This window comes from Paraburkholderia sabiae, from assembly GCF_030412785.1.
Taxonomy (GTDB): Bacteria; Pseudomonadota; Gammaproteobacteria; order Burkholderiales; family Burkholderiaceae; genus Paraburkholderia; species Paraburkholderia sabiae.
In genome coordinates this window covers 5,456,057-5,480,962 of record NZ_CP125295.1, presented here as the reverse complement: position 1 = coordinate 5,480,962, position 24,906 = coordinate 5,456,057, and the positions used below count along the sequence as shown (strand labels likewise).

General features: G+C 63.8%; 22 protein-coding genes and 2 pseudogenes. 11 read left to right on the top strand and 13 right to left on the bottom strand.

The features are described 5' to 3' along the window. Positions 1-16 precede the first annotated feature (16 nt). The 6 genes from QEN71_RS24630 to QEN71_RS24605 all read left to right on the top strand — a co-directional run bounded on the left by QEN71_RS24630 (position 17) and on the right by QEN71_RS24605 (position 5,514). A complete protein-coding gene (locus tag QEN71_RS24630; RefSeq protein ID WP_201653989.1) occupies positions 17-709 on the top strand; it encodes a chorismate--pyruvate lyase family protein in 693 nt (230 codons plus the stop codon). Beyond that, the gene (locus QEN71_RS24625; RefSeq protein WP_201653991.1) at positions 709-1,182 is read left to right on the top strand and encodes a DNA-deoxyinosine glycosylase; all 474 of its coding nucleotides are present in this window, start codon (positions 709-711) and stop codon (positions 1,180-1,182) included. Before QEN71_RS24630 ends, QEN71_RS24625 begins: the two co-directional genes overlap by 1 nt. Next, positions 1,179-2,096 (top strand): class I SAM-dependent methyltransferase, encoded by a 918-nt coding sequence (locus QEN71_RS24620; protein ID WP_201653994.1) that lies wholly within the window; start codon positions 1,179-1,181, stop codon positions 2,094-2,096. The genes QEN71_RS24625 and QEN71_RS24620 overlap by 4 nt, the downstream gene beginning before the upstream one ends. Before the next feature lie 334 nt (positions 2,097-2,430). Further along, the gene (locus QEN71_RS24615) at positions 2,431-2,658 is read left to right on the top strand and encodes a DUF3311 domain-containing protein (RefSeq protein WP_201653997.1); all 228 of its coding nucleotides are present in this window, start codon (positions 2,431-2,433) and stop codon (positions 2,656-2,658) included. After that, positions 2,655-4,205, top strand: coding sequence for a monocarboxylate uptake permease MctP (gene mctP, locus QEN71_RS24610; protein WP_201654000.1), 1,551 nt, complete (start codon positions 2,655-2,657; stop codon positions 4,203-4,205). Before QEN71_RS24615 ends, mctP begins: the two co-directional genes overlap by 4 nt. Before the next feature lie 130 nt (positions 4,206-4,335). Further along, positions 4,336-5,514, top strand: a complete 1,179-nt coding sequence (locus QEN71_RS24605) for an FUSC family protein (RefSeq protein ID WP_201654003.1) — start codon at positions 4,336-4,338, stop codon at positions 5,512-5,514. Positions 5,515-5,516: 2 nt separating this feature from the next. Here the strand turns inward: QEN71_RS24605 and QEN71_RS24600 are convergent, their stop codons facing one another. From QEN71_RS24600 to QEN71_RS24580, 5 genes are all read right to left on the bottom strand, one after another. Further along, the gene (locus QEN71_RS24600; RefSeq protein ID WP_201654005.1) at positions 5,517-5,951 is read right to left on the bottom strand and encodes a VOC family protein; all 435 of its coding nucleotides are present in this window, start codon (positions 5,949-5,951) and stop codon (positions 5,517-5,519) included. 199 nt (positions 5,952-6,150) lie between these two features. Continuing rightward, complete coding sequence (gene tal / locus QEN71_RS24595; RefSeq protein WP_201654008.1) at positions 6,151-7,104, bottom strand: transaldolase; 954 nt, start codon at positions 7,102-7,104, stop codon at positions 6,151-6,153. A 250-nt stretch (positions 7,105-7,354) separates the two neighbouring features. After that, complete coding sequence (locus QEN71_RS24590) at positions 7,355-8,566, bottom strand: benzoate/H(+) symporter BenE family transporter (RefSeq protein WP_201654011.1); 1,212 nt, start codon at positions 8,564-8,566, stop codon at positions 7,355-7,357. A gap of 122 nt (positions 8,567-8,688) precedes the next feature. Beyond that, the gene (locus QEN71_RS24585) at positions 8,689-9,864 is read right to left on the bottom strand and encodes a vWA domain-containing protein (protein ID WP_201654014.1); all 1,176 of its coding nucleotides are present in this window, start codon (positions 9,862-9,864) and stop codon (positions 8,689-8,691) included. A gap of 25 nt (positions 9,865-9,889) precedes the next feature. After that, the gene (locus QEN71_RS24580; protein WP_028365594.1) at positions 9,890-10,732 is read right to left on the bottom strand and encodes an AAA family ATPase; all 843 of its coding nucleotides are present in this window, start codon (positions 10,730-10,732) and stop codon (positions 9,890-9,892) included. Positions 10,733-11,105: 373 nt separating this feature from the next. Here QEN71_RS24580 and QEN71_RS24575 point away from each other — a divergent pair, with 373 nt between their 5' ends. Beyond that, entirely contained in the window at positions 11,106-11,486 is a 381-nt protein-coding gene (locus tag QEN71_RS24575) for a c-type cytochrome (protein WP_201654017.1), read from the top strand. A 110-nt stretch (positions 11,487-11,596) separates the two neighbouring features. Continuing rightward, on the top strand, positions 11,597-11,980 hold the full coding sequence (locus tag QEN71_RS24570; RefSeq protein ID WP_223960767.1) for a c-type cytochrome: 384 nt from the start codon (positions 11,597-11,599) through the stop codon (positions 11,978-11,980). A gap of 95 nt (positions 11,981-12,075) precedes the next feature. Here QEN71_RS24570 and QEN71_RS24565 read toward each other — a convergent pair whose 3' ends face one another. The 3 genes from QEN71_RS24565 to rsxB form a co-directional block, all read right to left on the bottom strand. Further along, entirely contained in the window at positions 12,076-12,510 is a 435-nt protein-coding gene (locus QEN71_RS24565) for a DUF1841 family protein (protein WP_201654020.1), read from the bottom strand. Between the two features lie 126 nt (positions 12,511-12,636). Then, positions 12,637-13,281, bottom strand: a complete 645-nt coding sequence (gene nth / locus QEN71_RS24560) for an endonuclease III (protein WP_201654023.1) — start codon at positions 13,279-13,281, stop codon at positions 12,637-12,639. Positions 13,282-13,290: 9 nt separating this feature from the next. Further along, positions 13,291-14,166, bottom strand: coding sequence for an electron transport complex subunit RsxB (gene rsxB, locus QEN71_RS24555; RefSeq protein ID WP_201654026.1), 876 nt, complete (start codon positions 14,164-14,166; stop codon positions 13,291-13,293). 408 nt (positions 14,167-14,574) lie between these two features. Here rsxB and QEN71_RS24550 point away from each other — a divergent pair, with 408 nt between their 5' ends. After that, on the top strand, positions 14,575-15,207 hold the full coding sequence (locus QEN71_RS24550; protein ID WP_201654029.1) for a TetR family transcriptional regulator: 633 nt from the start codon (positions 14,575-14,577) through the stop codon (positions 15,205-15,207). Between the two features lie 156 nt (positions 15,208-15,363). Here the strand turns inward: QEN71_RS24550 and QEN71_RS24545 are convergent, their stop codons facing one another. The 3 genes and pseudogenes from QEN71_RS24545 to QEN71_RS44810 form a co-directional block, all read right to left on the bottom strand. After that, positions 15,364-16,644: a polyhydroxyalkanoate depolymerase gene (locus QEN71_RS24545; RefSeq protein WP_201654032.1), complete on the bottom strand. Its 1,281-nt coding sequence runs from the start codon at positions 16,642-16,644 to the stop codon at positions 15,364-15,366. Positions 16,645-16,865: 221 nt separating this feature from the next. Then, positions 16,866-18,554 (bottom strand): annotated as a pseudogene (locus QEN71_RS24540) (glycoside hydrolase family 15 protein); the annotation flags it as partial. Between the two features lie 252 nt (positions 18,555-18,806). Next, positions 18,807-18,989, bottom strand: a pseudogene (locus QEN71_RS44810) (trehalase-like domain-containing protein); the annotation flags it as partial. Between the two features lie 244 nt (positions 18,990-19,233). On the opposite strand from QEN71_RS44810, the gene QEN71_RS24535 reads away from it, so the two are divergent. After that, entirely contained in the window at positions 19,234-19,479 is a 246-nt protein-coding gene (locus QEN71_RS24535; protein WP_201654038.1) for a hypothetical protein, read from the top strand. A 203-nt stretch (positions 19,480-19,682) separates the two neighbouring features. Here QEN71_RS24535 and QEN71_RS24530 read toward each other — a convergent pair whose 3' ends face one another. Next, positions 19,683-19,838: a DUF3096 domain-containing protein gene (locus QEN71_RS24530; protein WP_201654041.1), complete on the bottom strand. Its 156-nt coding sequence runs from the start codon at positions 19,836-19,838 to the stop codon at positions 19,683-19,685. A 323-nt stretch (positions 19,839-20,161) separates the two neighbouring features. Here QEN71_RS24530 and QEN71_RS24525 point away from each other — a divergent pair, with 323 nt between their 5' ends. Further along, entirely contained in the window at positions 20,162-21,418 is a 1,257-nt protein-coding gene (locus QEN71_RS24525) for a lactonase family protein (protein ID WP_377791676.1), read from the top strand. Positions 21,419-21,533: 115 nt separating this feature from the next. Here the strand turns inward: QEN71_RS24525 and QEN71_RS44805 are convergent, their stop codons facing one another. Beyond that, entirely contained in the window at positions 21,534-23,006 is a 1,473-nt protein-coding gene (locus QEN71_RS44805; RefSeq protein ID WP_377791686.1) for a DNA translocase FtsK, read from the bottom strand. Between the last annotated feature and the right edge of the window lie 1,900 nt (positions 23,007-24,906).

Genomic DNA, 24,906 nt, shown 5'->3' with positions numbered 1-24,906 from the left:
CCCTATAATGCGGACCATGCCTATCCGTTTCGATGCTGCCGACGCGCATTGGCGCGTCGCGCCCCTTCCGGGTTTCTCGCCTGATCAAAAAGACTGGCTCACGCGCGGCGGTTCGCTGACGGCACACTTGCGCACGCTCGGCGCGGTCGCCGTGCGCGTGACGCGCGAGGCCGTCGATTTGCCGTTCGACGACGAATACGCCGCGCTCGCGATCGCGCCGCGCACGCCTGTCTGGGTGCGTGAAGTGGTGTTGTCGGTGGATGGCACGCCGTACGTCGCCGCGCACAGCATCGTGCCGCTCGCGGCGAGCACGGGCGTCTGGCAAGCGATGCGGCGTCTGCGCACGCGGCCGCTCGCCGAACTGCTCTATAGCGATAGCAGCGTGTCGCGGTCGTCGCTGGTGAGCCGTCGTGTGACGGCACGGCATCCGTTGCATCGGCTGGCATTGCGTGAGATTGGCGACGCGCGGCGACATGCATTGTTCGCGCGACGATCGGTGTTCGAACGATACGGCGAACCGTTGATGGTGACGGAGGTGATGCTGCCCGCATTGTGGTCGCATCTCGCGTCGCGCGATGCAGAGCGCGTGCATGTTCAACAACCTGTGCCGCGCGATCACGGCCAGGCGCTCGATCACACCGCATCGCGTGCCGATGCCAACGCGCGACGCGACGCGAAGGGCGCGGGCAAACACGGAGACGCACGCTGATGCTGCGCGGCTTTCCACCCGTCGTCGCCGAAAGCACGCATACGCTGATACTCGGCAGCTTTCCCGGCGAAGCATCATTGCAAGCGACGCAGTATTACGCGCATCCGCGAAACCAGTTCTGGCGTTTGCTCGGCGCAGTGATCGACGAGCCGCTCCCTGAACTCGATTACCCGACGCGCCTCGAACGTGTGTTGAAGCATGGCATCGGCGTTTGGGATGTGCTGGCTGCCTGCACGCGCGAGGGCAGTCTCGATGCGGCAATCCGCAATGCATCGCCGAACGACTTCGCTTCGTTCCGCGAGTACGCGCCCGCGTTGAAGAAGGTGTGCTTCAACGGCAAGACGGCGGGGCGCTTTGCGCCTGTGATCGCTGCAGCCGGCTACGAGACGCTGGTCCTGCCGTCCTCCAGTCCCGCCAATGCTATGCTCTCGTTCGACCAAAAATTGCGCCTGTGGCGCGACATCCTTACATGACGAAACTGATCAAACGCGCTTCGGCCGAGGCGCGTGCTTTCCGTAACAAGCAGTCCGCCGCACCGAAGCAGACCATCTCGCGCGCGAAAACGCGTGCGTCGCGTGACGACGAAGACTTCGGCGACATCGCCAAAGCATCGGTGATCGAAGCGCCGCGCAAGCCGCGCTTTGCGCCCGTCACGTTCTCGGAAGAGGGCGGCGTGCGCTATCTGCACTTCGGCACGGAATGGGTGCAAGGCGCGATGCGTCTGTCGAAGCCCGATCACATCGAACTCGAATACGCGCAGCAGATGATGGCGTGGCTGCTGTTTCTCGAAACACCGAAGCGCATCGTGCAGCTCGGCCTCGGTACGGGCTCGCTGACGAAGTTCGCGCATCGCCACCTGACGCGCGCGCACGTCGAAGCCGTCGAACTGAATCCCGCCGTCGTGATCGCCGCGCGCACGATGTTCGGCTTGCCCGCCGACGACGCGCGCCTCACCGTGCGCGAAACCGACGCGTGGGAATTCGTCAACGACCGCGCGAATCACGGCACGGTCGGCGCGTTGCAGATCGATCTGTACGACGCGACGGCGCGCGGCCCGGTGCTCGACAGCGTCGCGTTCTATCGTGCGGCGCGTGCGTGCCTGACGCAAGCGGGCATCGTCACGGTCAATCTGTTCGGCGATCATCCGAGCTTCGTGCGCAACATGAAGCGCCTGAACGAAGCGTTCGACGGACGCGTCGTCGCGCTGCCCGAAGTGCATGACGGCAACCGTATCGCGATTGCGTTCTCGGGCCCGGCCATCGACGTGTCGTTCCAGCAGTTGACCGAGCGCGCCAAGCTGATCGAGACGCAACTCAAGCTGCCCGCGCGCAAGTGGATCAAGGGCTTGCAGGAATCGACGGGCCAGAACGGCACGTTCGCGATCTGACACGCATCGCATCGTTCCAACGATCCCATTGAGCCCCGCGCTGGTGCAACGCCAGCGCGGCTAACGGCCTCCACTCAGCTTCCCATTCAGCCGGCATTGCGCCGCGCATCACAACGAAGCGGCACAAATTTCTGCTTTCGTACCCGATCTCACACTCTGCGACTTTTCGCCTATTGACAACACCGTTGCGTCTAGGGTCAGCCCTGCTTGACCGGTCGTTCGCCACTCCGATACTCTTTCGATGCTTTCGGGGCACCCGCGCTGCTATCCGTAGCCGGGTCCATCTTCCCGCCAGCCGCGGGACACAATTCAATAAAAGGAAAGAGGAGACGTCATGGCTCACGACGCCGCCGCCAACAAGGCCAGCAAGCACTGGCTATGGCTGTTGCTGTTACCCTGGATCGCGATGATCTGGGTGCCGTCCTACAACAAGATCGAACCCCAACTGTTCGACTTCCCGTTCTTCTACTGGTATCAGCTCCTGTGGGTGCTGATCAGTGCCGTGATCACGGCGCTCGTGTACTTCAAGACGAAGACGCGCAAGAACGGAGGTGCACGATGAACGCCATCGCAACCTTCGTCTTCGTTCTGTTCTTCATCGGCGTCACGATTCTCGGCTTCATCGCCGCGAACTGGCGCAAAGGCGATCTCGCGCATCTGGAAGAGTGGGGCCTCGGCGGCCGGCGTTTCGGCACGGTCGTCACGTGGTTCCTGCTGGGCGGGGATCTGTACACCGCGTACACCTTCGTCGCCGTTCCCGCGCTCGTGTTCGGTGCGGGCGCAACGGGTTTCTTCGCGCTGCCCTATACGATCCTGATCTATCCGTTCGCGTTCGTTGTGTTCCCGAAGCTGTGGAGTATCGCGAAGCGCCAGGGTTACGTGACGTCCGCCGACTTCGTCAGCGCGCGCTACGGCAGCCGCATGCTCGCGCTCGCCATCGCCGTGACGGGTATCGTCGCGACGATGCCGTACATCGCGCTGCAGCTGGTCGGTATCGAAGTGGTGATCGGCGCGCTCGGCTTCGATACGAAGGGCTTCGTCGGCGATCTGCCGCTGATCATCGCGTTCGCGATTCTCGCCGCGTACACGTACACGTCGGGCCTGCGTGCGCCGGCGATGATCGCGGTCGTCAAGGACGTGCTGATCTACATCACGATCGCCGCCGCGATCATCGTGATTCCGCCGCAACTGGGTGGCTTCGGCCACATCTTCAGCGCCGTGCCGCCGGCCAAGCTGCTGCTGAAGGCACCGGACGTCGCGAGTCTGAACGGCTATAGCGCGTACGCGACACTCGCGGTGGGATCGGCGCTCGCGCTGTTCCTGTACCCGCACTCGGTGACGGCGATTCTGTCGTCGTCGTCGGGCAACACGATTCGCCGCAACATGGCGATGCTGCCCGCGTACTCGCTGGTGCTCGGTCTGCTCGCGCTGCTCGGCTTCATGGCGCTCGCAGCGGGCGTGAAGGACATGCCGGAGTTCGCGCCGTACTTCAAGGCCTTCGGTCCGAACTTCGCGGTGCCCGCGCTGTTCCTGCACTTCTTCCCGTCGTGGTTCGTCGGCGTCGCGTTCGCGGCGATCGGCATCGGCGCGCTGGTGCCTGCCGCGATCATGTCGATTGCAGCCGCCAACCTGTACACGCGCAACATCCACAAGGAGTTCGTGAACCGCAACATGTCGCACGAGCAGGAGACGAACATCGCCAAGCTCGTGTCGCTGATCGTGAAGGTCGGCGCTGTCGCGTTCATTCTCGGCCTGCCGCTGACGTATGCGATCCAGCTGCAATTGCTCGGCGGTATCTGGATCATCCAGACGCTGCCCGCGATCGTGCTCGGCCTGTACACGCGCGTGCTCGACTACCGTGGTCTGCTGCTCGGCTGGGCCGTGGGCATCGCCGTCGGCACGTGGATGGCGATCTCGCTGAAGCTGGCGGGCTCGATCTATACGATCCACATCGGCGGTCTGGCGATTCCGGGTTATGCGGCTGTCTGGTCGCTGATCGTCAACCTCGTGGTGTCGGTCGTCGCGAGCCTGCTGGTGCGCGCATTCGGCATGAAGCACGCCGAAGACCGCACGCGTCCGGAAGATTATCTGGATGTGCATGAGGCCTGATCACCGCCTGATGTACCTGTAACACACGAAGCCCGCAGCCGATGCTGCGGGCTTTTTCGTTTATGCTCGTGGGATGGCCGTCTCTGCATGCTCGCTCGCGCTGATGCGCCGAATCTACGTGACATAACCGATGGCTCTCAGCGATCCGCAATCCGATCCTCCACGCAAGCCGCACGCGGGTACGCCGCCGGGCACGAAGGATGCCGTCGCCGCGCGTCTCGCGCCGCGCCGCACGCGCATCGGCCGTCTCGTGCGTGCCGTTACGTCGCCGTACTACCGCTATCGCCACGCGAAGTTCTTTCACAGCCTGCGCGTCGGCCTCGCGATGATCGTGTCGATTCTCGCGACGACGGGCATCGACATTCCGCACGGCATCTGGGCATCGGTCACGCTGCTGGTGGTGATCGGCGGCTTGCAGCATCACGGCAACATCCGCAAGAAGGCGGCCGAGCGCGCGGCGGGCACGCTGCTCGGCGCCGCGCTCGGGCTCTCGTTGATCCTGCAGCAGAACCTGTTCGATTCGCTGACGCTCACTTACGTGCTGATGTCCGTGATCGCGGCGATCTGCGCGTGGTTCGCGATCGGCAGCGCGGGCTATGTCGCGCTGCTGACGGCCATCACCATGTGCATCGTCGCGGGACACGGCGACAACATGATCGACACGGGCCTGTGGCGCACGCTGAACGTGCTGGTCGGCATCGTGATCGCGCTCGCGTTTTCGTTCGCGCTGCCGCTGCACGCGACGTATTCGTGGCGTTATCTGCTCGCCGACAATCTGCGCGAATGCGCGCGCATCTACACGCGGATGATGACGGGCGTGCCGTTCGGCTCCGACGAGCAGGTCGCCGCATTCATTCGCATGGGCAAACGGCTTGTGCAACTGCGCTCGCTGATGCCGTCGGTCGCGAAAGAAATCGATCTGCCCATCGCGAAGCTCGACCAGATTCAGGGCTTGCATCGTTCGATGCTTAGCGCGCTCGAAATGCTGTCGACGGGTACGCTCGCGCATCCGGAAATGTGCGACGCGTTCGCACAACAATGCGGCGAACAGGCGAATGCGGTGCGCATGACGTTGCTGGGCGCCGCACGCGCGCTACGCTTTGCGGGCACGACGCATTTCCGTATGCCGGATGCGTCGTCGTTGTTCGAGCCTGTGACGCCCGAAAAAGAAACGGCCCCTGATTTACAGGGGCCGTTGTGGCTAGCGCAGCGTTTCGCGGAGCAGGTCGAGCGCATGCGCTCGCTGCTGGCGGCCACGGAAGCGAACTGGAACATCGAAGGCGGCGGCGCGCCAGCCGCGAACCGGTAGCGTCAGCTCGGATGCTTCTCGCCGTCGTGCGGATTGGTGATCATCCACATCACGCCGAACCTGTCGACGACCATGCCGAAGCCCGTGCTCCAGAACGTGGCCTGCCACGGCATCATGACGTTGCCGCCTTCCGCCATCGCGTTGAACGTTTTTTCGCCTTGCGATGGGTCGTCGACGGTGATCGACAGGCCGTAGCCGGTGTGCGTGCCCGGCGTTTCGTCACAGTTGCCGTCGGACGCCATCAGTTCCGTCGATCCGATCCGGATCGTCGAATGCATGATCTTGTTTTCGGTGCCGGGACGGATGGGTTGCTGCGGATTCGGCGGCGCGTCCTTGAAACGCATCTGGAAGATCACTTCTGCGCCGAGCTTCTCGCCGTAAAACTTCAGCGCTTCCTCGCAACGGCCATTGAAGAACAGATAGGGTTGAACTTGCATCGATGTCTCCTTCGATAGGCGCGCCGTTCGATGCGAACCCGAACGCACGCGTGCCAACGATTGTAGTCGTCGCTGCAGCGTCGATTGTGAATCTGTGTTGACGGGTGAACGGGGAAGGGCGGGCCAAACAAAAAGCGCGCGCAGCCTTGCGGGCCGCGCGCGCTTTATCCAGCGAATTCAGCGAAAGATGCGAAGCGGCTTAGCGCAGCCCTTCGATCACCTTTTCGAGCTTGATCGCGTCCGCAGCGAACGTGCGGATACCTTCGGCGAGCTTTTCGGTCGCCATCGCGTCGTCGTTGACGAGGAAGCGGAACGATGCTTCGTCCGTCGGCACGCGCTCGATGTCGGCGTTCTTGCTCGCTTCCGGGGACAGCTTGCGCTCGATCTTGTCCGTGCTGTCATGCAGCTTTTGCAGCAGATCGGGGCTGATCGTCAGCAGATCGCAGCCGGCGAGTTCGAGAATCTGGCTCGTCGTACGGAAGCTCGCGCCCATCACTTCCGTCTTGAAGCCGTGCTTCTTGTAGTACGCGTAAATGCGGCGCACCGACTGCACGCCCGGATCGTTCGCGCCGCCGTCGCGCGCTTCGTCCCAGTTGCTGCCCGCGCTCTTCTTGTACCAGTCGTAGATGCGGCCGACGAACGGCGAGATCAGCTGCGCGCCCGCTTCGGCGGCGGCGACGGCCTGCGCCAGCGAGAACAGCAGCGTCATGTTGCACTTGATGCCGTCCTTCTGCAGCACTTCGGCGGCGCGGATGCCTTCCCACGTCGACGCGAGCTTGATCAGCACGCGCTCGCGGCCGATGCCCTGCGCTTCGTACATCTTGATCAGTTCATGACCCTTGGCGATCGACGCTTTCGTGTCGAACGACAGGCGTGCATCGACTTCCGTCGACACGCGGCCCGGGACGATCTTGAGGATTTCGGTGCCGAAGGCGATCAGCAGATTGTCGATGATCGCGCCGACGGGCTTCGATGCGTGATCGCGCACGGTCTTTTCGAGCAGCGGCTTGTAGTCGTCCTTCTGCACGGCCTTCAGGACCAGCGACGGATTCGTCGTCGCGTCCTGCGGCTTGTACTGCGCGAGTTGCTGGAAGTCGCCGGTGTCCGCGACGACCGTGGTGTATTGCTTGAGTTGATCGAGTGCAGTAGTCATGTCGAGCCTTCGCTTCGAGGCGCACGCGCGCCGAGGTCCAGGGAATGATGACGCGGCGCCGGGCCGCTCTGGCCGCAGGCACGCGTCATCTGCGGTGTCCACGTTGCAGCAGGAAATCTTACCGTGGAACGCCGCCCGATACTTCTATTCTATGGCGGATCGGGTGATGCTGGTTTGACAGGGGCGGTTTAGGCTGGGGCCGCTCACGGCAGATTGGACAGCTTCGCCCAGCCTTACGTTCGCGTGAATATCATGCACGCCGCGCATTCAGCACGGCATGCGTGACCAGTCCGGCGACGAGGCCCCAGAACGCCGAGCCGATGGACAGCAACGTAAGACCCGACGCCGTCACCATGAACGTGACGAGCGCGGCTTCGCGCTGCCGTGCGTCGTGCATCGCGTTGGTGAGGCCGCTCATGATCGAGCCGAACAGCGCGAGCGCCGCCACCGAGACCACCAGCGCCTTCGGCAGCGAGCCGAACAGCGCGGCGATCGTCGCGCCAAAAATGCCCGCGATCAGGTAGAACATGCCGCACCAGACGGCGGCCATGTAGCGCTTTGAGTGATCTTCGTGCGCCTCGCGACCGGTGCAGATGGCGGCCGTGATCGCCGCGAGATTCACGCCGTGCGAGCCGAACGGCGCGAGCAGCAGGGACGCGGCGCCCGTCGTCGAGATCAGCGGCGCGGACGGCGTCTGGTAGCCGTCGGCGCGCAGCACGGCGATGCCGGGCACGTTCTGCGACGCCATTGCCACCACGAACAGCGGAATGCCGATGCTGATCACCGCCGACAGCGAAAACGCGGGCACCGTCAGCACGGGCACGGCGAAGGCCACGTGAAAGCGGCTGAAATCGAGCAGACCGAGCGCGCCCGCAACGACCGTGCCGACGACGAGCGTCGCGACGATCGCATAGCGCGATGCAAGGCGCTTGATGAAGAGATACGTGAAGAACATCGCCAGCACGAGCGCCGTCTGGAATTGCGCAGCGCGGAAAATCTCGATGCCGATTTCGAACAGGATCCCCGCCAGCAGCGCCGCTGCGATGCCCGCGGGGATCCGCTTCATCAGCGTGTCGAACCAGCCGGTCAGGCCGACCAGCGTCAGCAGCAGCGCGCACACCACAAACGCGCCGACGGCCTCCGGATACGCGACATGCGGCAGCGACGAGACTAGCAGCGCCGCGCCCGGCGTCGACCACGCGACGACGATCGGCGCGCGAAAGCGCAGTGACAGACCGATCGTGCAGAGCGCCATGCCCATCGACAGCGCCCAGATCCACGACGAAATCTGCGCATCGGTGAGATGCGCGGCGCGGCCCGCCTGGAACATCAGCACGAGCGAACTGGTGTAGCCCGTCATCATTGCGACGAAGCCGGCGACGATGGCGGACAGCGAGGTATCGCCGAACGGGCGCAGCGGCGCGCGCGTGGCGCTCGAAAAATCGGGGGAGGAAGAGGTCATCCTGCGTGTCTCTGTGTTGCTGTAGGTGTAGTTGAGATATGCCGGCTACGCGAGCGGCGCAGCGTCGGGCGGCCGCGGGCGGCGCGCCGCGGCTCGATGCGATGGGCGAAAAGCCGGAGAGTTTACTTGCTTAGCATGCGCATCGCCGTTTCGAGGCCGGCGAGCGTGAGCGGATACATCCGGTGGCCGAGCACTTCACGTATAACCGACACCGACTGCCGATATTCCCACAAGCCTTCCGGCTCGGGGTTCAGCCACACGTGATGCGGGAAATGATCGGCGATACGGCGCAGCCACACGGCGCCCGCCTCGGCGTTGTTGTATTCGACCGAGCCGCCCGGCTGCAGCACTTCGTACGGGCTCATCGTCGCGTCGCCGACGAAGATCAGCTTGTAGTCGGGCGTGAACTTGTGAAGCATGTCCCACGTCGCGAGGCGCTCGACGTGCCGGCGGCGGTTGTTCTTCCACAGGAAGTCGTAGACGCAGTTGTGGAAATAGTAGAACTCGAGGTGCTTGAACTCCGCCTTCGCCGCCGAGAACAGCTCTTCCGTGCGCCGGATGTGATCGTCCATCGATCCGCCGACGTCGAGCAGCATCAGCACCTTCACGTTGTTGTGCCGCTCCGGGACCATCTTGATGTCGAGCCAGCCGGCGTTCGCGGCCGTGCTGCGGATCGTGTCGGGCAGATCGAGTTCTTCGGCGGCGCCTTCGCGTGCGAAACGGCGCAGACGCCGCAGCGCAACCTTGATGTTGCGCGTGCCGATCTCGACCTGATCGTCGTAATCGCGATACGCGCGCTGATCCCACACCTTCACGGCCGTGCGGCCACCCGTCGATTCGCCGCCGATGCGGATGCCTTCCGGGTTGTAGCCGCCATTGCCGAACGGCGACGTGCCGCCCGTGCCGATCCACTTGCTGCCGCCTTCGTGACGCTCTTTCTGTTCGTCGAAGAGTTCTTTCAGGCGCTCCATCAGCTTGTCGAGGCCGCCCATCTTTTCGATCTGCGCTTTTTCTTCCGCGCTCAGATCGCGCTGCAGCTTCTTCTTGAGCCAGTCGAGCGGCACGTCGAGCGCGAGGTCGGTCTTCAGCGCGACGCCGTTGAAATACGCGCCGAACGCCTGATCGAACTTGTCGAAATACTGCTCGTCCTTCACGAGCGTCATGCGCGCGAGGTAGTAGAAGTCGTCGAGCGACGGCTGGATCACGCTTTCCTTCAGCGCTTCGAGCAGCGTCAGATACTCCTTCACGGAGACGGGCAGCTTCGCGGCGCGCAGCGTGTAGAAAAAGTCGATCAGCATGCCGTGTCTCCTCGGTCTGCGCGCTTCAGCGGTTGTTGCGGTTCATGAAAACCAGCCGCTCGAACAGGCTCACGTCCTGTTCGTTCTTCAGCAGCGCGCCGTGCAGCGGCGGCACGATCTGCTTCTGGTCCTTCGAGCGCAGCGCTTCGGGTGGAATGTCTTCGGCGAGCAGCAGCTTGAGCCAGTCGAGCAGTTCGGACGTGGACGGCTTTTTCTTCAGGCCCGACACGTTGCGCAACTCGAAGAAGCTTTCCATCGCGGCGCGCAGCAGATCCTGCTTGATGCCGGGGTAGTGGACTTCGACGATCTGCGTCATCGTCGACGGATCGGGGAACTTGATGTAGTGGAAGAAGCAGCGGCGCAGGAACGCGTCGGGCAGTTCCTTCTCGTTGTTCGACGTGATGATGACGAGCGGACGATGTTTCGCCTTCACGAGCTCGCGCGTCTCGTACACGTAGAACTCCATCCGGTCGAGTTCGCGCAGCAGGTCGTTCGGAAATTCGATGTCGGCCTTGTCGATTTCGTCGATCAGCAGCACCGACTGCTGCTCCGACTCGAACGCCTGCCACAGCACGCCCTTGACGATGTAGTTGCGAATGTCTTTCACGCGCTCGTCGCCGAGCTGCGAATCGCGCAGGCGCGAGACCGCGTCGTATTCGTACAGACCCTGCTGCGCCTTCGTGGTGGACTTGATGTGCCACTGCAACAGCGGCATGTCGAGGGCAGCCGCGACTTCCTCCGCGAGCATCGTCTTGCCCGTGCCCGGCTCGCCCTTGATGAGCAGCGGCCGCTTCAGCGTCATTGCGGCGTTGACCGCGAGCTTGAGGTCGTCGGTGGCGACGTATTGCGATGAGCCTTCGAAACGCATGACTGGACGCCCGTTCGGGAAAAATTCCAGTATAAGTCAGAAGCCCTGTTGTGCTCTGGCGGGCTCGCGTAAGGTGTCAGCCGCGTCGGATGGTGCGCGCGGCGCGTGCAAGGGACGGATTTCCGCATGCGGCAATCCGCCGCGCCAGGCCTGGCGGCGGATGTGGCGGCCGCGCGCCGGCGTGCGTGCCGCGCCTTGTGGCGCGGCGCTTTGCCGGCAAAGGACTCGGGCTGCCTCCGGTGGACGCCCGGCGCGGCGTCGCGGTACAATTGGGCCGATTTTTTTGGCCTGCGTGGCAACCCCGACAAGTACAACGGAGCAGGCCGTTGCCTTTTTGGGCGCCCGTTCCCCCTCAAGCCAGGTTAAAAGAGCTATGAACAGATTCGTCGGCAAACATGTCGTGATTGCAGCGATGTCGGTGTTCGCGGGTTTTGCGGCAACTTCGGCGGCAACCGTGCAGGCAGCGGATATCGTGGGCAATGCCAAGGCGGGCCAGGGCAAGGTCGCGATGTGTATCGGCTGTCACGGTATTCCAGACTATCGGACGGCTTACCCCGAGGTGTATCGGGTGCCGATGCTGGGCGGCCAGAATCAGACCTACATCGAAAACGCGTTGCACGCCTACAAGAAGGGCGACCGCCATTTCGACACGATGCACGCGGTCGCCTCGTCGCTGTCCGATCAGGACATCGCTGACATCGCCGCGTACTACTCGGCGCAGACAGCCTCTTCGAAGAACAATCCCGACAAGTGATCGACGTCGCATGACAAGCGTCATGTGCCGATCCACTTCGCGGCCGCAACCAGTTTGCATGGGACGGCGGTAAGCGCCAAAGCGCTGGCTCCCGTCGACAAGGAGAATCCATGAAGAAGCATCCCCACGCACTTCATACGGTGGTCAAGGCTGCATGCGCGACGCTCGCGCTGGCCGGTTTTGTCGTCGCATCGAACGCGCACGCGGCGGATGCCGGCAACGGCAAGGTGCTTTCCGAGAGCCACAACTGCGCGGCCTGCCACGGCCCGAACCTGAACAAGCCCGTGAGCCCCGAATATCCGAAGCTCGCCGGGCAACATTCCGACTATATCTACTGGGCGCTGCGCCAGTACCAGATGGGCACGGGCAACCCGCATCTGGGCCGCAACAACGCGATCATGCAGGCGCAGGTGCAAAGCCTGTCGCAGAGCGACATGAAGGATCTGGCCGCGTATATCGAATCGCTGAACGGCGATCTGGTGCAGAAGAAGTAAGCCGCGCCGGCTGATGGCTCAAGACAAACACCCCGCAACTGCGGGGTGTTTGTTTTTGGGCGACGGATTGTGCGCGCGGCGGACGTTCGGGCCGTTCAGTTGCGCGTCGCGCGCCGCTCGATGCGCTGCAGATACGCATCCGTGTCGGGCGGCGTGTTCGTGCGCTGTGCTTCCCAGATCGTTTCGCCGAGACACTCCATGATCGCGTGCTGCGCGTCGTGCGTCGAACCGAGGCGCGCGGCGAGGCGCTCGTGCGCGGCGCGGATGCCGGGCGGCTGATCGATCGACAACTGCTCGCTGATGGCAAGGTGCATCGACAGATGCAAGAACGGGTTGGTCTGGCCGCGTTCGGGCGAGTAGTCCTGCGCCGAGGCGGCGTCGGGATCGGCGAGTTCGGCGTGATACTCGGGATGCTCGACGATCCAGTCGGCGGCGATCGCTTCGAGCGGCGTCAGGATTTCACCTGCGCGCTGCTTGCGCCAGGTGTCGGTGAAAAAACGTCGGACTTCGTCGCGGCTGGGATTGAACATCTTCGGACAGTAAAAGGCGAGTGGGGGCGCTGCTTGTGGCGCTGTGCGCGCAGCATGATCGATTCATTTTACGCCGCGGCCCCCGCACACGCAGACGGATGGTGCGGCTGCGGGTTCAGAGCGAGTTTAGAGATCAGGCGGCGGCGTCTTCGGCCTGAACTCGCACAGCGGCTCGATCACGCAATGCCAGCATTCCGGCCGTCGCGCCTTGCACACGTAGCGTCCGTGCAGGATCAGCCAGTGATGCGCGTCGTGCAGGAACTCCTTGGGCGTGAATTTCTCCAGCGCGACTTCGACGGCGCGCACGTCCTTGCCGGGCGCGAGGCCCGTTCGGTTGGCAACCCGAAAGATGTGCGTATCGACGGCAATGGTCGGCTGGCCGAACGCAATGTTCAGCACGACGTTCGCCGTCTTGCGCCCGACACCCGGCAGGCTTTCGAGCGCCTCGCGATCGGCAGGCACTTCGCCCGCATACTGGTCGAGCAGGATGCGGCACGTCGCGATCACGTTCTTCGCTTTCGTGCGATACAACCCGATCGTCTTGATGTAATCGGCGACGCCTTCCTCGCCGAGCGCGAACACCTTCTGCGGCGTGTTCGCGACGGGGAACATCCGGCGCATCGCCTTGTTCACGGAGACGTCCGTCGCTTGCGCCGACAACATCACGGCGATCAGCAACTCGAACGGCGTCGAGTATTCCAGTTCCGTCTCAGGATGCGGGTTCAGGCTTTGGAGCGTCTCGAAGATTGCACGTCGTTTGGTCGCGTTCATGCGGCGAAGTCAGGACTTGTCGGGTTGATCGTTGTTCTGCTTGGGCGTTGATTCGGAATCGTCGTTGGCAATGCCTAGCCGGCGACGGCGCGCTTCGACTTCGTCGATCTTGGCTTGCGTGTCTGCACTGACGTTTGTCGTGTTCTTCGGACCCAGGCCTTGCGCGGTGTTGTCCGCTTTCTTCTGGCGTGCGCGTTCGAGCGCAGCCTGAATGATCGCGCGTTTTTTCGCTTCGGCGTCGTTGGCGGGCGTGGGCGCGACGGGCGCTGCCTGTTCCGTCGGCGACGAGGCTGCGACGGGTGCCTCCGAAGCCGCCGAACTGCCCGTCGCTGCTGCCGCCGCGCGCCGTGCGGCCGCGCGCGCTTCCGCCGCCTCGCGCTCCGCTGCGAGCCGCGTGCGGCGCGCGTCGTGGCGCTCGCGTGCGTCGTTCGCCTGCTGTTCGCTCCACGCGTCCCAGCCCGTCTTGTCGCCCGTCACGGGGATCATCGCGATGCAGTCGACGGGGCAGGGCGGCACGCAGAGGTCACAGCCGGTGCAGAGTTCGGCGACCATCGTGTGCATCTGTTTCGGCGCGCCGACGATGGCGTCGACGGGACAGGCCTGCATGCACAGCGTGCAGCCGATGCACAGGTTCTCATCGATGAACGCGACGGGCCTCGGACGCTCGACGCCATTGTCCGGATTGAGCGGGATGACGGGCTTGCCGAGCAGTTTCGCGAGACGCGCGACGCCCTCGGCGCCGCCGGGCGGGCACTGGTTGTAGCTGGCCTCGTTCTCGGCGATGGCTTCGGCGTAAGCACGGCAGTCGGGGTAGCCGCACTTCGTGCATTGCGTCTGGGGCAGCAGATCTTCGATGAGATCCGCGAATGTTTTGGACTCTGTCACGATCAGGACGTGGGGGACGTGCGGTCGCCGCTTATCGGCGCGGCGAATGTTTTGCGTTCAATGGATGCGGTTTCAACTGCGCCATTGGCGTTGCGCGAGGCGCGCTCGACGCGCCCGGAGACAGCGTGCAAAGCACATCGGGGCGCCGTGCTGCGAGGCCGTTGCCGAAGCAGTTGCCAGCGCGGCAGAGCAGACGCCTTCACAATCGGTCAAATGCGCGGCCAATTGCGTATTATCGCCGATTTCCCCAGTTGTTATTACCGAAGCATGTGCCATAATCGAAGCGCTTTTTTGTAAGACCGCAGGAAGGTGTTCCCACCAACCAGCCCGCGCAGCGCCGCCGTTGCAAGGCCATGCAATTGGACAGCGAGCGATCCGGATAACGCGGCTCACGAAGCACATGCCACCATGAATCAGCCGAAAATCAAAAGAGATCCTGAAGGCACCCGTCGCCGCATTCTGCTTGCGGCAGCCGAAGAGTTTGCGAATGGTGGGTTGTTCGGCGCACGCGTCGACCAGATTGCCCGCCGCGCGGAGACCAATGAACGCATGCTCTATTACTACTTCGGTAGCAAGGAGCAGCTCTTCACGGCAGTCCTCGAACATGCGTTCAGCGCGCTCACGGAAGCCGAGCGCACGCTCGACCTTGCAGGCGTTGCGCCTGTCGAGGCCGTCACGCGGCTTGCGCATTTCGTGTGGGACTACTATCGCGATCATCCCGAACTGCTGAGACTCGTGAACAACGAGAATCTGCACGAGGCGCGTTATATGCAGAAGTCGACGCGCATCCGGGAAATGATCTCGCCGATCGTTGCCACGCTGGGCTCGATACTCGAACGCGGCCAACGCGCCGGACTGTTCCGCTCGAATGTCGATCCGCTGCGCTTTTACGTGACGCTCTCGGGGATGGGCTACTACATCGTATCGAACCGCTTCACGCTCGAAGCGACGCTTGGTCGCGATTTCAGCGCGGCTGCGGAGCGCAGCGAAGTGATTCAGATGAATACGGAAATCCTGCTCGCGTATCTGATGCGGCGTTAAGCGACATAAGATCCGGTGCAATAAAAAACGGCCTCAAGAGAGGCCGTTTTTTATTCATCCGACTTCACGTCGACGGATACCGCTGGTGGATGCAGGCGCAACATTTCGCGGCGCCTGCGGCACGCGGCTTGCGCCGCGTTCCACCCTGTCTCCGCTTTACGCTTCGACGCGTTCTTCTGCCTTGCGCGTCGCCTTCGGCGTGTGCTCGAGGATGAAGTCGCGCAGTTGCGGATAGATGATCGTGCGCCAGCGGCGGCCCGAGAAGATACCGTAGTGCCCGCACTTTTCCGCAGTGAAATGGCGTCGGTCTTTCTCCGGAATGCCCGTGCACAGTTCGTGCGCGGCGCGCGTCTGACCGCTGCCGGAGATATCGTCGAGTTCGCCTTCGATCGTGAAGAGGGCAGTCTTCTTGATGTCCTGCGGGCGCACGGGTTCGCCCGCGACTTCCCACGTGCCTTCAGCGAGACTGAATTCCTGGAACACGACGCGGATCGTCTGCAGATAGTACTCGGCGGCCATGTCGAGCACTGCGTTGTATTCGTCGTAGAAACGGCGATGCGCTTCCGCATCTTCCTCGTCGCCGCGCAGCATGCTTTGATAGAAGTCCCAGTGCGACGCCGCGTGACGTTCCGGATTCATCGCGACAAAGCCCGTGTGCTGCAGGAAGCCCGGATACACCTTGCGGCCGAAGCCCGGATAGTTCGAAGGCACGTTGTAGATCACGTTGTTTTCGAACCATTCGATCGAGTGCTGCGTCGCGAGCGAGTTGACGGCCGTCGGGCTCTTACGCGCGTCGATCGGGCCGCCCATCATCGTCATCGTGCGCGGCGTGTCTTCGCCGCGGCTCGCCATCAGCGAAATGGCGGCGAGCACGGGCACCGTCGGCTGACACACCGAAATCACGTGCAGGTTCTTCGCGCCGATGTGACGGATGAATTCCTGGATGTAAGCGATGTAATCGTCGAGGTCGAACGGGCCGTCTTCGAGCGGCACCATGCGCGCGTCGATCCAGTCGGTGATGTACACCTTGTGATCCTGCAGCAGCGTGCGGACGGTGTCGCGCAGCAGCGTGGAGTGGTGGCCGGACAGCGGCGCGCACACCAGCACGATGGGTTCTTCTTTCAGTTGGGTAACAGCGTCGCTGTCATCCGAATAGCGCTTGAAGCGCAGCAGGCGGCAGAACGGCTTTTCGACGATCGTCTGCTCGACGATGGGGATGTTGCGGCCGTCCTTGACGATCTGGTGCAGGTTGAACTCGGGTTTCTCGTAGTCCTTGCCGAGACGGTAGAGCAGTTCGTAGCCGGCGGAGAGACGTGTGGCGCCCGGAACATAGGCGAGCGGGCTGGCCGGATTCGCAAACGATTTCGAGGCGGCCTGAGCCCAGGCGGTGAGCGGGCTCAAAAGTGCCCGCTGGAATTCGTGGAATTGATAGAGCATGGGTGCTCCAGCGTTAGCGGTTCGCGCAGGGCAGCGTTTTTGATGCGCGGCGACGAGGCTGGCCGTTTTCTGGTTACGTGTGGAAGGGTTGGCGACGAGATTATCGGCCGTCTGGTTCGGTTGATGATATAGAAGCCATACGATTTGTGCAATGCAACAACAGTGCGATGCCGCACGCATCGGATGTCATATCCACGTCATCGTCAATTCGCCCGTTTTCTTTAGATCACAGGCGATGATTGAATGTCAGCATCTGACATGCCAGCGGGCGGCTGACCGCCTTCGCCGTTGTGAGGCGGCTGGCCGGCGGCGCGCGCCATTTCCTGCTCGTGCTTCATCAGATTGAGACCCGTGTGAACCAGGGCCACATGGGAAAACCCCTGTGGAAAATTCCCGACAAGTCGGCCGTCCGCGGGATCGTATTCCTCGGCGAGCAGGCCGACGTCGTTCGCCAGCGACAGCAGCCGCTCGTACATCTCGCGCGCCTCGTCGACGCGGCCTTGCAGCGCGAGGTTGTCGACCATCCAGAAGCTGCAGGCGAGGAACGTCCCTTCGCCGGGCGGCAGGCCGTCGTCGAATTCCGTCGTGTGGTAGCGCAGCACGAAGCCGTCGTGCATCAGGTGCTTTTCGATTGCGTTGACGGTGCCGACGATGCGCGGGTCCGACGGCGGCAGGAAGCCGAGCAACGGCATCAGCAGCACGCTCGCGTCGAGTTCGTCGGCGCCGTACGACTGCGTGAACGCGTTGAGCCGATCGTTCCAGCTTTTCTGGCAGACGTCCGCGTGAATCTGCGCGCGAACTTCGTACCAGTGATCGAGCGGCGCGGGCAGATCGAACGATTCCGCCGACCTGATCGCGCGATCGAACGCGACCCACGCCATTACCTTCGAGAACGTGAAGTGCTGACGGCCGCCGCGCGTTTCCCAGATGCCTTCGTCGCGTTCCTGCCAGATCGTTTCGAGGTGCCGGAGCATCGCGCACTGCACGTTCCACGCGGTCTCGTCGGCCTGCAAGCCGCCGACGCGCGCGAGATGCAGCGCGTTCATCACTTCGCCATACACGTCGAGCTGCAACTGGCCGACAGCGTTGTTGCCGACCCGCACGGGCTTCGAGTTTTCGTAGCCGGGCAGCCAGTCGAGTTCGAACTCGGGCAAACGACGCTCGCCCGCGAGCCCGTACATGATCTGCAACTGCTCGGGCGAACCCGCCATCACGCGACCCAGCCACGAACGCCACGCGCGCGCTTCGTCGTAGTAGCCGCCGCGCATCATCGCGAGCAGCGTGATCGTCGCGTCACGCAGCCACACGTAGCGGTAGTCCCAGTTGCGCGTGCCGCCGAGTTTCTCGGGCAGCGACGTGGTCGGCGCGGCGACGATGCCGCCTGTCGGCTCGTAGGCGAGCGCTTTCAGGGTCAGCAGCGAGCGGCGGATCGCGGGCGCGTATTTGCCCTCGACGGTGCCGCGCGCCGCCCATTCGAGCCAGTGGTTCTCCGTGCGTGCGAGCGCCGTGTGCGGATCGCGGACGGGCGGAATGCGCAGATGCGATGCCGAATACGTGAGCGAGAAGGGCACGCGTTCGCCTTCCGACACGGTGAATTCGGCGACCGTCTTCATGTTCTCGCCGTGCAAATCGACGGGCGTGCGCAGCGCGACGGTGTCAGGGCCCGCGATCGCCTTGATGCCGCTCTCGTGCGCGAGGCGGCTTACCCACGGAATCGAGAAGCCGTAGTCGAAGCGCAGCACCAGTTCCATGCGCATCTTCACGGTGCCGCGCTTGCCGACGACGATGCGGATCATTTCCGACCAGCCGTTGCCGGGCGGCATGAAATCGATCAGCGTGACGGCACCGTCGGGCGTTTCGAAGTCGGTCTCGAGGATCAGCGTTTCGCCGCGATAGCGGCGGCGCGTCGCGCGGGCGTAGCCGGGTTTGATCTTCGGCTTGCCGTCTCCCTGGGCGTCGGCTTTTGCGTCGGATGACGGCGCGCCTTCGCGTCGTGCTGCGCGCGAAACGGGCGGCGGCGCGTCCGCCTTGCGCGGCACCGGTTTGTCGGTCGATTTCGGACGTCCGTCGTCTTTCTTGTCGACGTTGTCACGCTCGTCGCGCTGTCGGGTGCGGTCGTGATTGAATTCGTCGGGCGGAGGTTCGCCGTCGATGTCGTCGCATTCGACGTCGTCGGCGGGCGCGATCAGCCAGCGGCCATTGTCTTCCGTGCCGAGCAGCGCGGCGAAGCACGCTCCCGAGTCGAAACGCGGCCAGCACAGCCAGTCGACGGAACCATCGCGCGAGACCAGCGCGGCCGTGTGGCCGTCGCCGATGAGTGCATAGTCTTCGATCAATGCGGGCATGGTAAGGCGGTCGGTCAACGTGTAATTAGTGCGCTTTCAGCGCGGTCCAAAACGGTGCGCGAGCGTCGTTGTTACCGGGCTCGTGCGCTGTGCTACAAAGCCGCACGCTAACGAGCGATCTGGGTATTGGCAATCCCGTTTATGGATGCTTACAATCGGTTGGAACATGACTTCTGACGAATCGCAGCCCACCGGCGCCCGGAGTTGCACCTCGCAATCACGGCGTCGTTTTCGAGGATAAGCCATGCTGAACCCGTCGAAATCTGACTGCATCACGATTCTCTCCGCCGCGAGTCAATTACCTGACGACTCGCTTCTCCCACTCGACTTCCGCACGCTCGGCCTCTCGCGCAACGGGATGGAAACGGCTGCAGCATTTCTGATCGAACGCGCCTGCTTCAAGCGGTACAGCGAAGCTGGTGGTCATTATGCCGTCGGTGGCCTGTCCTTGCAGGGGCGCTGGCGCCTCGAGCAACTCTCGAACGGCTGACCCGGCGGGCTTCACTCGCATCAGGATTCGCGGGCACGTCGCAGCGACTACACGCATGACCTTCGCGGACCGCGACAAGCGGCCCGCGCGGTTGCGCGCGTCTGTGTGACGCGGTTCGTCGATACGCGATGAGCGCACCTTCGTTTCGCTTCGAGGCGGAACGAGGGCGCTTTCGCGCGTCCGTCGGGCGTCAGGCACGTACGTCAAAAATGCGCCGTGCCGCCGATGCCGAACAGCCCGATCAATCCGATGATGATCAGATACAGCGCGACGATGTAGTTGAGCAGGCGCGGCATGATCAGAATGAGGATGCCGGCGATCAGCGCGACGAGCGGGCCGAGCGTGAGATGAATGTTCATGGCGACTCCTTTTGTTCGAATTGTCTGGATGCTTCGATGGGTTCCGACCAGCGGCTGTCCGGCACAACCTGTCGGATAGCCTGCGTTCGCCCGGACGACTGGGCGAATCGCGGACAACGCTCTTATACTTGCCCCACATTTACGACATCGACGATCAGCGGCGACGATCGGACACGAGGGCGCGCAGCGCACCGGCCATCGCTGACATGCATCCGTCACGACCACGGCACGCTTCGCTCGAGCCGCGCGGCAGACCAGCGACATACAAGCGACATACACGATCCGAACAACCCGCGAATTTCGCGTCTCGCCAGGAGGTCGTCATGCAGCGTCGTACACGAGCCTTAGCGTGTGCCGTGCCACAGTCTTTCAATTCCCGTCCGGGCCACTCCCTACGCTGGATCATAAGAGGTTTGACACTCATGGTATCGATTGCCGCTACGCAGGCCTTCGCGCAAGGCACGGCTGCCGCGCCCGCCGACGGCGTCTACGATCTGGTCGTCGGCACGTACACGGGGCCGAAGAGCGAAGGCATCTACGTGTACCGCTTCGACACGAAATCGGGCGACGCGACGCAGGTGTCGTCGGCGAAAACGGATAACCCGTCGTACGTGATCGCATCGCGCGATGGCCGCTACGTGTACTCCGTCAACGAGCAGCCCGGCGACAACGGTCCCGCCGAGCAGCGCGGCGGCATCAGCGCGTTCAGCTTCGATGCGAAGAGCGGGCAATTAACGTTCCTGAACCGCGTATCGTCGGACGGCAACGATCCGTGCTATCTGAGCATTTCGCCGGACGGCAAATATCTGACGACGGCCAATTATTCGGTCGCCGCAAACCCCGGCGGCAGCTTCGCGGTGTTTCCGTTGCAGCCGGATGGCCACGTCGGTCCGTCCGTGCTGACCGTGCATCACGACGGCGGCGGTCCCGTCAAAGGACGCCAGGACAACGCGCACGTGCATTCGACGGTGTTCTCGCCGGACGGCAAGTATCTGTTCGCGCAGGATCTCGGCACCGACAAGCTCTATTCGTACCGCTATACGCCCGACGGAAGCCGCGGCCTGTTCGGCCCGACTGAGAAGCGCTACACCGACGTGAAGGCCGGCTCGGGCCCGCGACATCTCGTGTTCGGCGCGGACGGCAAGTACGCTTATCTGACGAGCGAGCTGAGCGCGACCGTCACCGTGTTCGCCTACGACGACGGCAAGCTCACGCAGTTGCAGGTCGTGCCGATGTCGAAGCCCGGATTCAAGGGGAAGGTGGGCGCGGCCGCGATCCATCTGTCGCCCGACGGCCGCTTCCTGTACGCGAGCAATCGCGGCGACGCGAACGAAATCGTCATCTATGCCGTCGATCCGACCAATGGCCATATCCGCGAAGTCGGGCGTCAGTCGAGTCTTGGGAAATCGCCGCGCGAATTCTCGATCGATCCGACGGGGCACTGGCTGATCGTCGGCAATCAGCTGAGCGATACGGCGTACGTGTTCCGCCGCGATCCGCAGAGCGGCTTGCTGGAGGCGAATCCGAAGCGCATCGATATCGGGTCGCCTGTCGACTTCAAGTGGGTGTCGCCGTCGTGATATGACGGTTATTGCGTGAACGAGGCGGGCGAGTTGCCCGCCTTGCGTCTTGCGCGCGTTCTCGCGTTCTGATCGGGCCGCTGGTTTTTTTATCGTTCTCGCAGCGGCCCTCGGCTTATTCCGCCGGTCCCGGCGCCAGCACTTCGCGGCTGCCGTTGATGCCCATCGCCGACACGAGGCCCGCCGTCTCCATCTGTTCGACGAGGCGCGCCGCGCGGTTATAGCCGATGCGCAACTGGCGCTGCACGGCCGAAATCGACGCGCGCCGTGTGCGCACGACGAACGCAACGGCTTCGTCGTACAGCGGATCGGCTTCCGCATCGGGCGTTTCGCCGAACAGATCCTGCGTGGCGCCGCCGTCCGTCGCGGGACCGTCGAGAATGCCTTCCACGTACTCCGGCTCGCCGAACTGCTTCAGGTGCTCGACGATCCGGTGCACTTCCTCGTCGGCGACGAACGCGCCGTGCACGCGCTGCGGATAGCCCGTGCCGGGCGGCAGGAACAGCATGTCGCCCTGACCGAGCAGCGACTCGGCGCCCATCTGGTCGAGAATCGTGCGCGAGTCGATCTTCGACGACACCTGGAACGCGACACGCGTCGGAATGTTCGCCTTGATGAGACCCGTGATCACGTCGACGGAAGGGCGCTGCGTCGCGAGAATCAGATGGATGCCCGCCGCGCGCGCCTTTTGCGCGAGCCGCGCGATCAGCTCTTCGATCTTCTTGCCCGCGACCATCATCAGGTCGGCCAGCTCGTCGATCACGACGACGATCAGCGGCAGCGGCGACAGCGGCTCGGGCGCGTCGGGCGTCAGCGAGAACGGATTGCCGATCTTCTTTTCTTTCGCGGCGGCGTCGCGAATTTTCTGGTTGAAGCCTTGCAGGTTACGCACGCCGACGGCCGACATCAGCCGGTAGCGCTTCTCCATTTCGCCGACGCACCAGTTGAGCGCGTTCGCCGCGAGCTTCATGTCCGTGACGACGGGCGCGAGCAGATGCGGAATGCCTTCGTACACGGAAAGCTCCAGCATCTTCGGATCGATCATGATCATGCGCACTTCTTCGGGCGTCGCCTTGTACAGCAGCGAGACGATCATCGCGTTGATCGCCACCGACTTGCCCGAACCCGTCGTGCCCGCGACGAGCATGTGCGGCGCCTTCGCGAGATCGGTGACGACGGGGTGGCCGGTGATGTCCTTGCCCATCGCGAGCGTTAGATTCGACTTCGAGTGCTGATAGACGTCGGCCTGGAGAATCTCGGAAAGGCGGATGGTCTGACGCTTCGCATTCGGCAGTTCGAGACCCATGCAGGTCTTGCCAGGAATCGTCTCAACCACGCGGATCGAAGTAAGACCGAGGCCACGCGACAGATCCTTCATCAGCCCGACGATCTGGCTGCCGCGCACGCCGAGCGCGGGCTCGACTTCGAAGCGCGTGATCACCGGGCCCGCCGATGCGCCGACGACGGTCACGGGCACCTTGAATTCCTGCAGGCGCTGCTCGATCAGCGCGCTGGTTTCGGCGAGCCTCTCTTCGCTGACGGGCTCGGCATCCGACGATGCGGGCGCGAGAAGATCGAGCGTCGGCAGTTCGATGTGCGAGGCCGAAGGCGCGTGGAATTCGAAAGCAGGTCCGCTATGGCCGCGTACGGCAGGGCGGGGTGCGGCGGGCGGCGTGGTGTCTTGTTGTGCGTCCGGTACGTCCTGCTCGTCCGGTTGCGGAACTGGCTCTTGTGCGTCGTTTTGCTCGTGGACGGCAGGGCTGTCCGCGAGGTTCTCCTCGGACGCCGGTGCAACGGGTGCCGCTGCGAACGGGAAACGCACGATGTTCGTAGGCGCTTCGGGTTCGTTGTCCGTCGATGTTTCCTCGGCGTCGGACGACTCGTCGTCAGTGTGAAGCGGAACGACGCTGTACGCAGGCGCGTTCGATACCGGCGCCTGATTCGGCTGCATGACGGGAGCGCTGGCCGAAGCGGCGCGCAACTGCGTCACGGATTGCGTGATCGCATCCCACGGTGCGACTGGCGCGGGTTCGTCTGCTGTCGACGCCGTCGTTTCATCGGCGATGACAGCAGCGAGCGAATCCGGTTGGCTGGCTGCGTCTTCGTCGGGCTGCTGCGTTGTTGCGGCTTGCGATTCGGTCGCGGTTGAACCGGCCGGTGCGAATTCGACCGAGGGTGTCTCGGCTTGCGCTGTACTCGTCGATGTTTGCGGTTCCGTCGGCGCAGCTATCGAAGGCGCGACGACAGCTGCCGGAATGACATCAGTGACGTCGGACTCTGTGCTCTCGGCGTCGTGATCCGGGGCAGTGGTTTGCGCTTGCACCTCGACGTGGGCCGTCACTTCTTCGGCTTGCGTTTCGGATGTATTCGCGACGACCGGCGCTTCCGGCTCGTCTACGAGCGCGACATCCGTGTCATTGTCTTCATGGGCTGGCTCGACAGCCATCACAGTGGACGCGAGCGCGGCTGCTTCCGCGATCGGCGTCACGTTCGAGGGCAGTAGCGCTGCAACCGGCTCGGGATCGGCCAACGCAACGGTCGCAACAGGCGTTTGCAGCGGCGCATCCGAAGCAGGCGTCGCCGCTGCTTCATGCGCGCCAGCGATAGCCGCTTCGAGCGCCGATACGGCCTGATCGACGGCGGCAACGGCTGCTGCGCCCGCAACCGCAGGCGCGCCCGACACACCAGCGACGCTCGCCGAAGCCGCCACAACCGGTGCATCGCCCATCGCAGCCATATCCGATACCGACTCGTTACGCACCCCGGCGACCTTCGCCGGATCGCTGGCCGTGCGGCGGGCGAGGCTCGCGCCCGCCAGCGTCGTCCAGCGCGCCGCGTTTTCCTCGATGCTGCGCAAGGTCTCCTGCACGCTCGCCGCCGGCGCGGCAGGCTGTGCGGGCTGATTGGCTCGCGTGTAAGCGGGCACCTTGAGATTCGGCGTGTTCGGACGCATCGCCGGCGATCCCGACGATGCCGTGCCGAGGCGCGTCTGCGCGGTGTGCGCGGTGTGCATCGTGGAACCGGACGACATCGCCTGACGGCTCTGCGAGAGTCCCGCCGAGCGTAACGACGCCGAGCGGGCCGACGTCACGGCAGGATTCACCGACACGCTGCGGGCCGCGGCTTGGGCTGCCGCCGCTTTCGACGATTGCAGCGCGGCCGTGCTGCCGAACACGGTCGGTGGCGTGGACGCGACACGCGCGGCTTCCATCGTGACGGGAGCGCTTTCGCGTGAATGCGCGCGCGCCGCATCGGGCGCGAGCCAGCCGACAGGCGCGACAGGCTCGGAGGGTGTCCAGGAGGTAGGGCGGCTCGTGCTGCGATTCGACGTCTGGCTACCCGCAACGCCCGACGGTGCGCCGGCCGCAGCATGGCGTGTCACGCCTGCGCTGCCCGACATTCCCATCGCTTCGCCTGCCATGCCCACTGCGCCCGCGGCAGCCGCACCGCGCGTTGCCGTCGTCGAAGGCGGCCGCCAGACGGTCGGC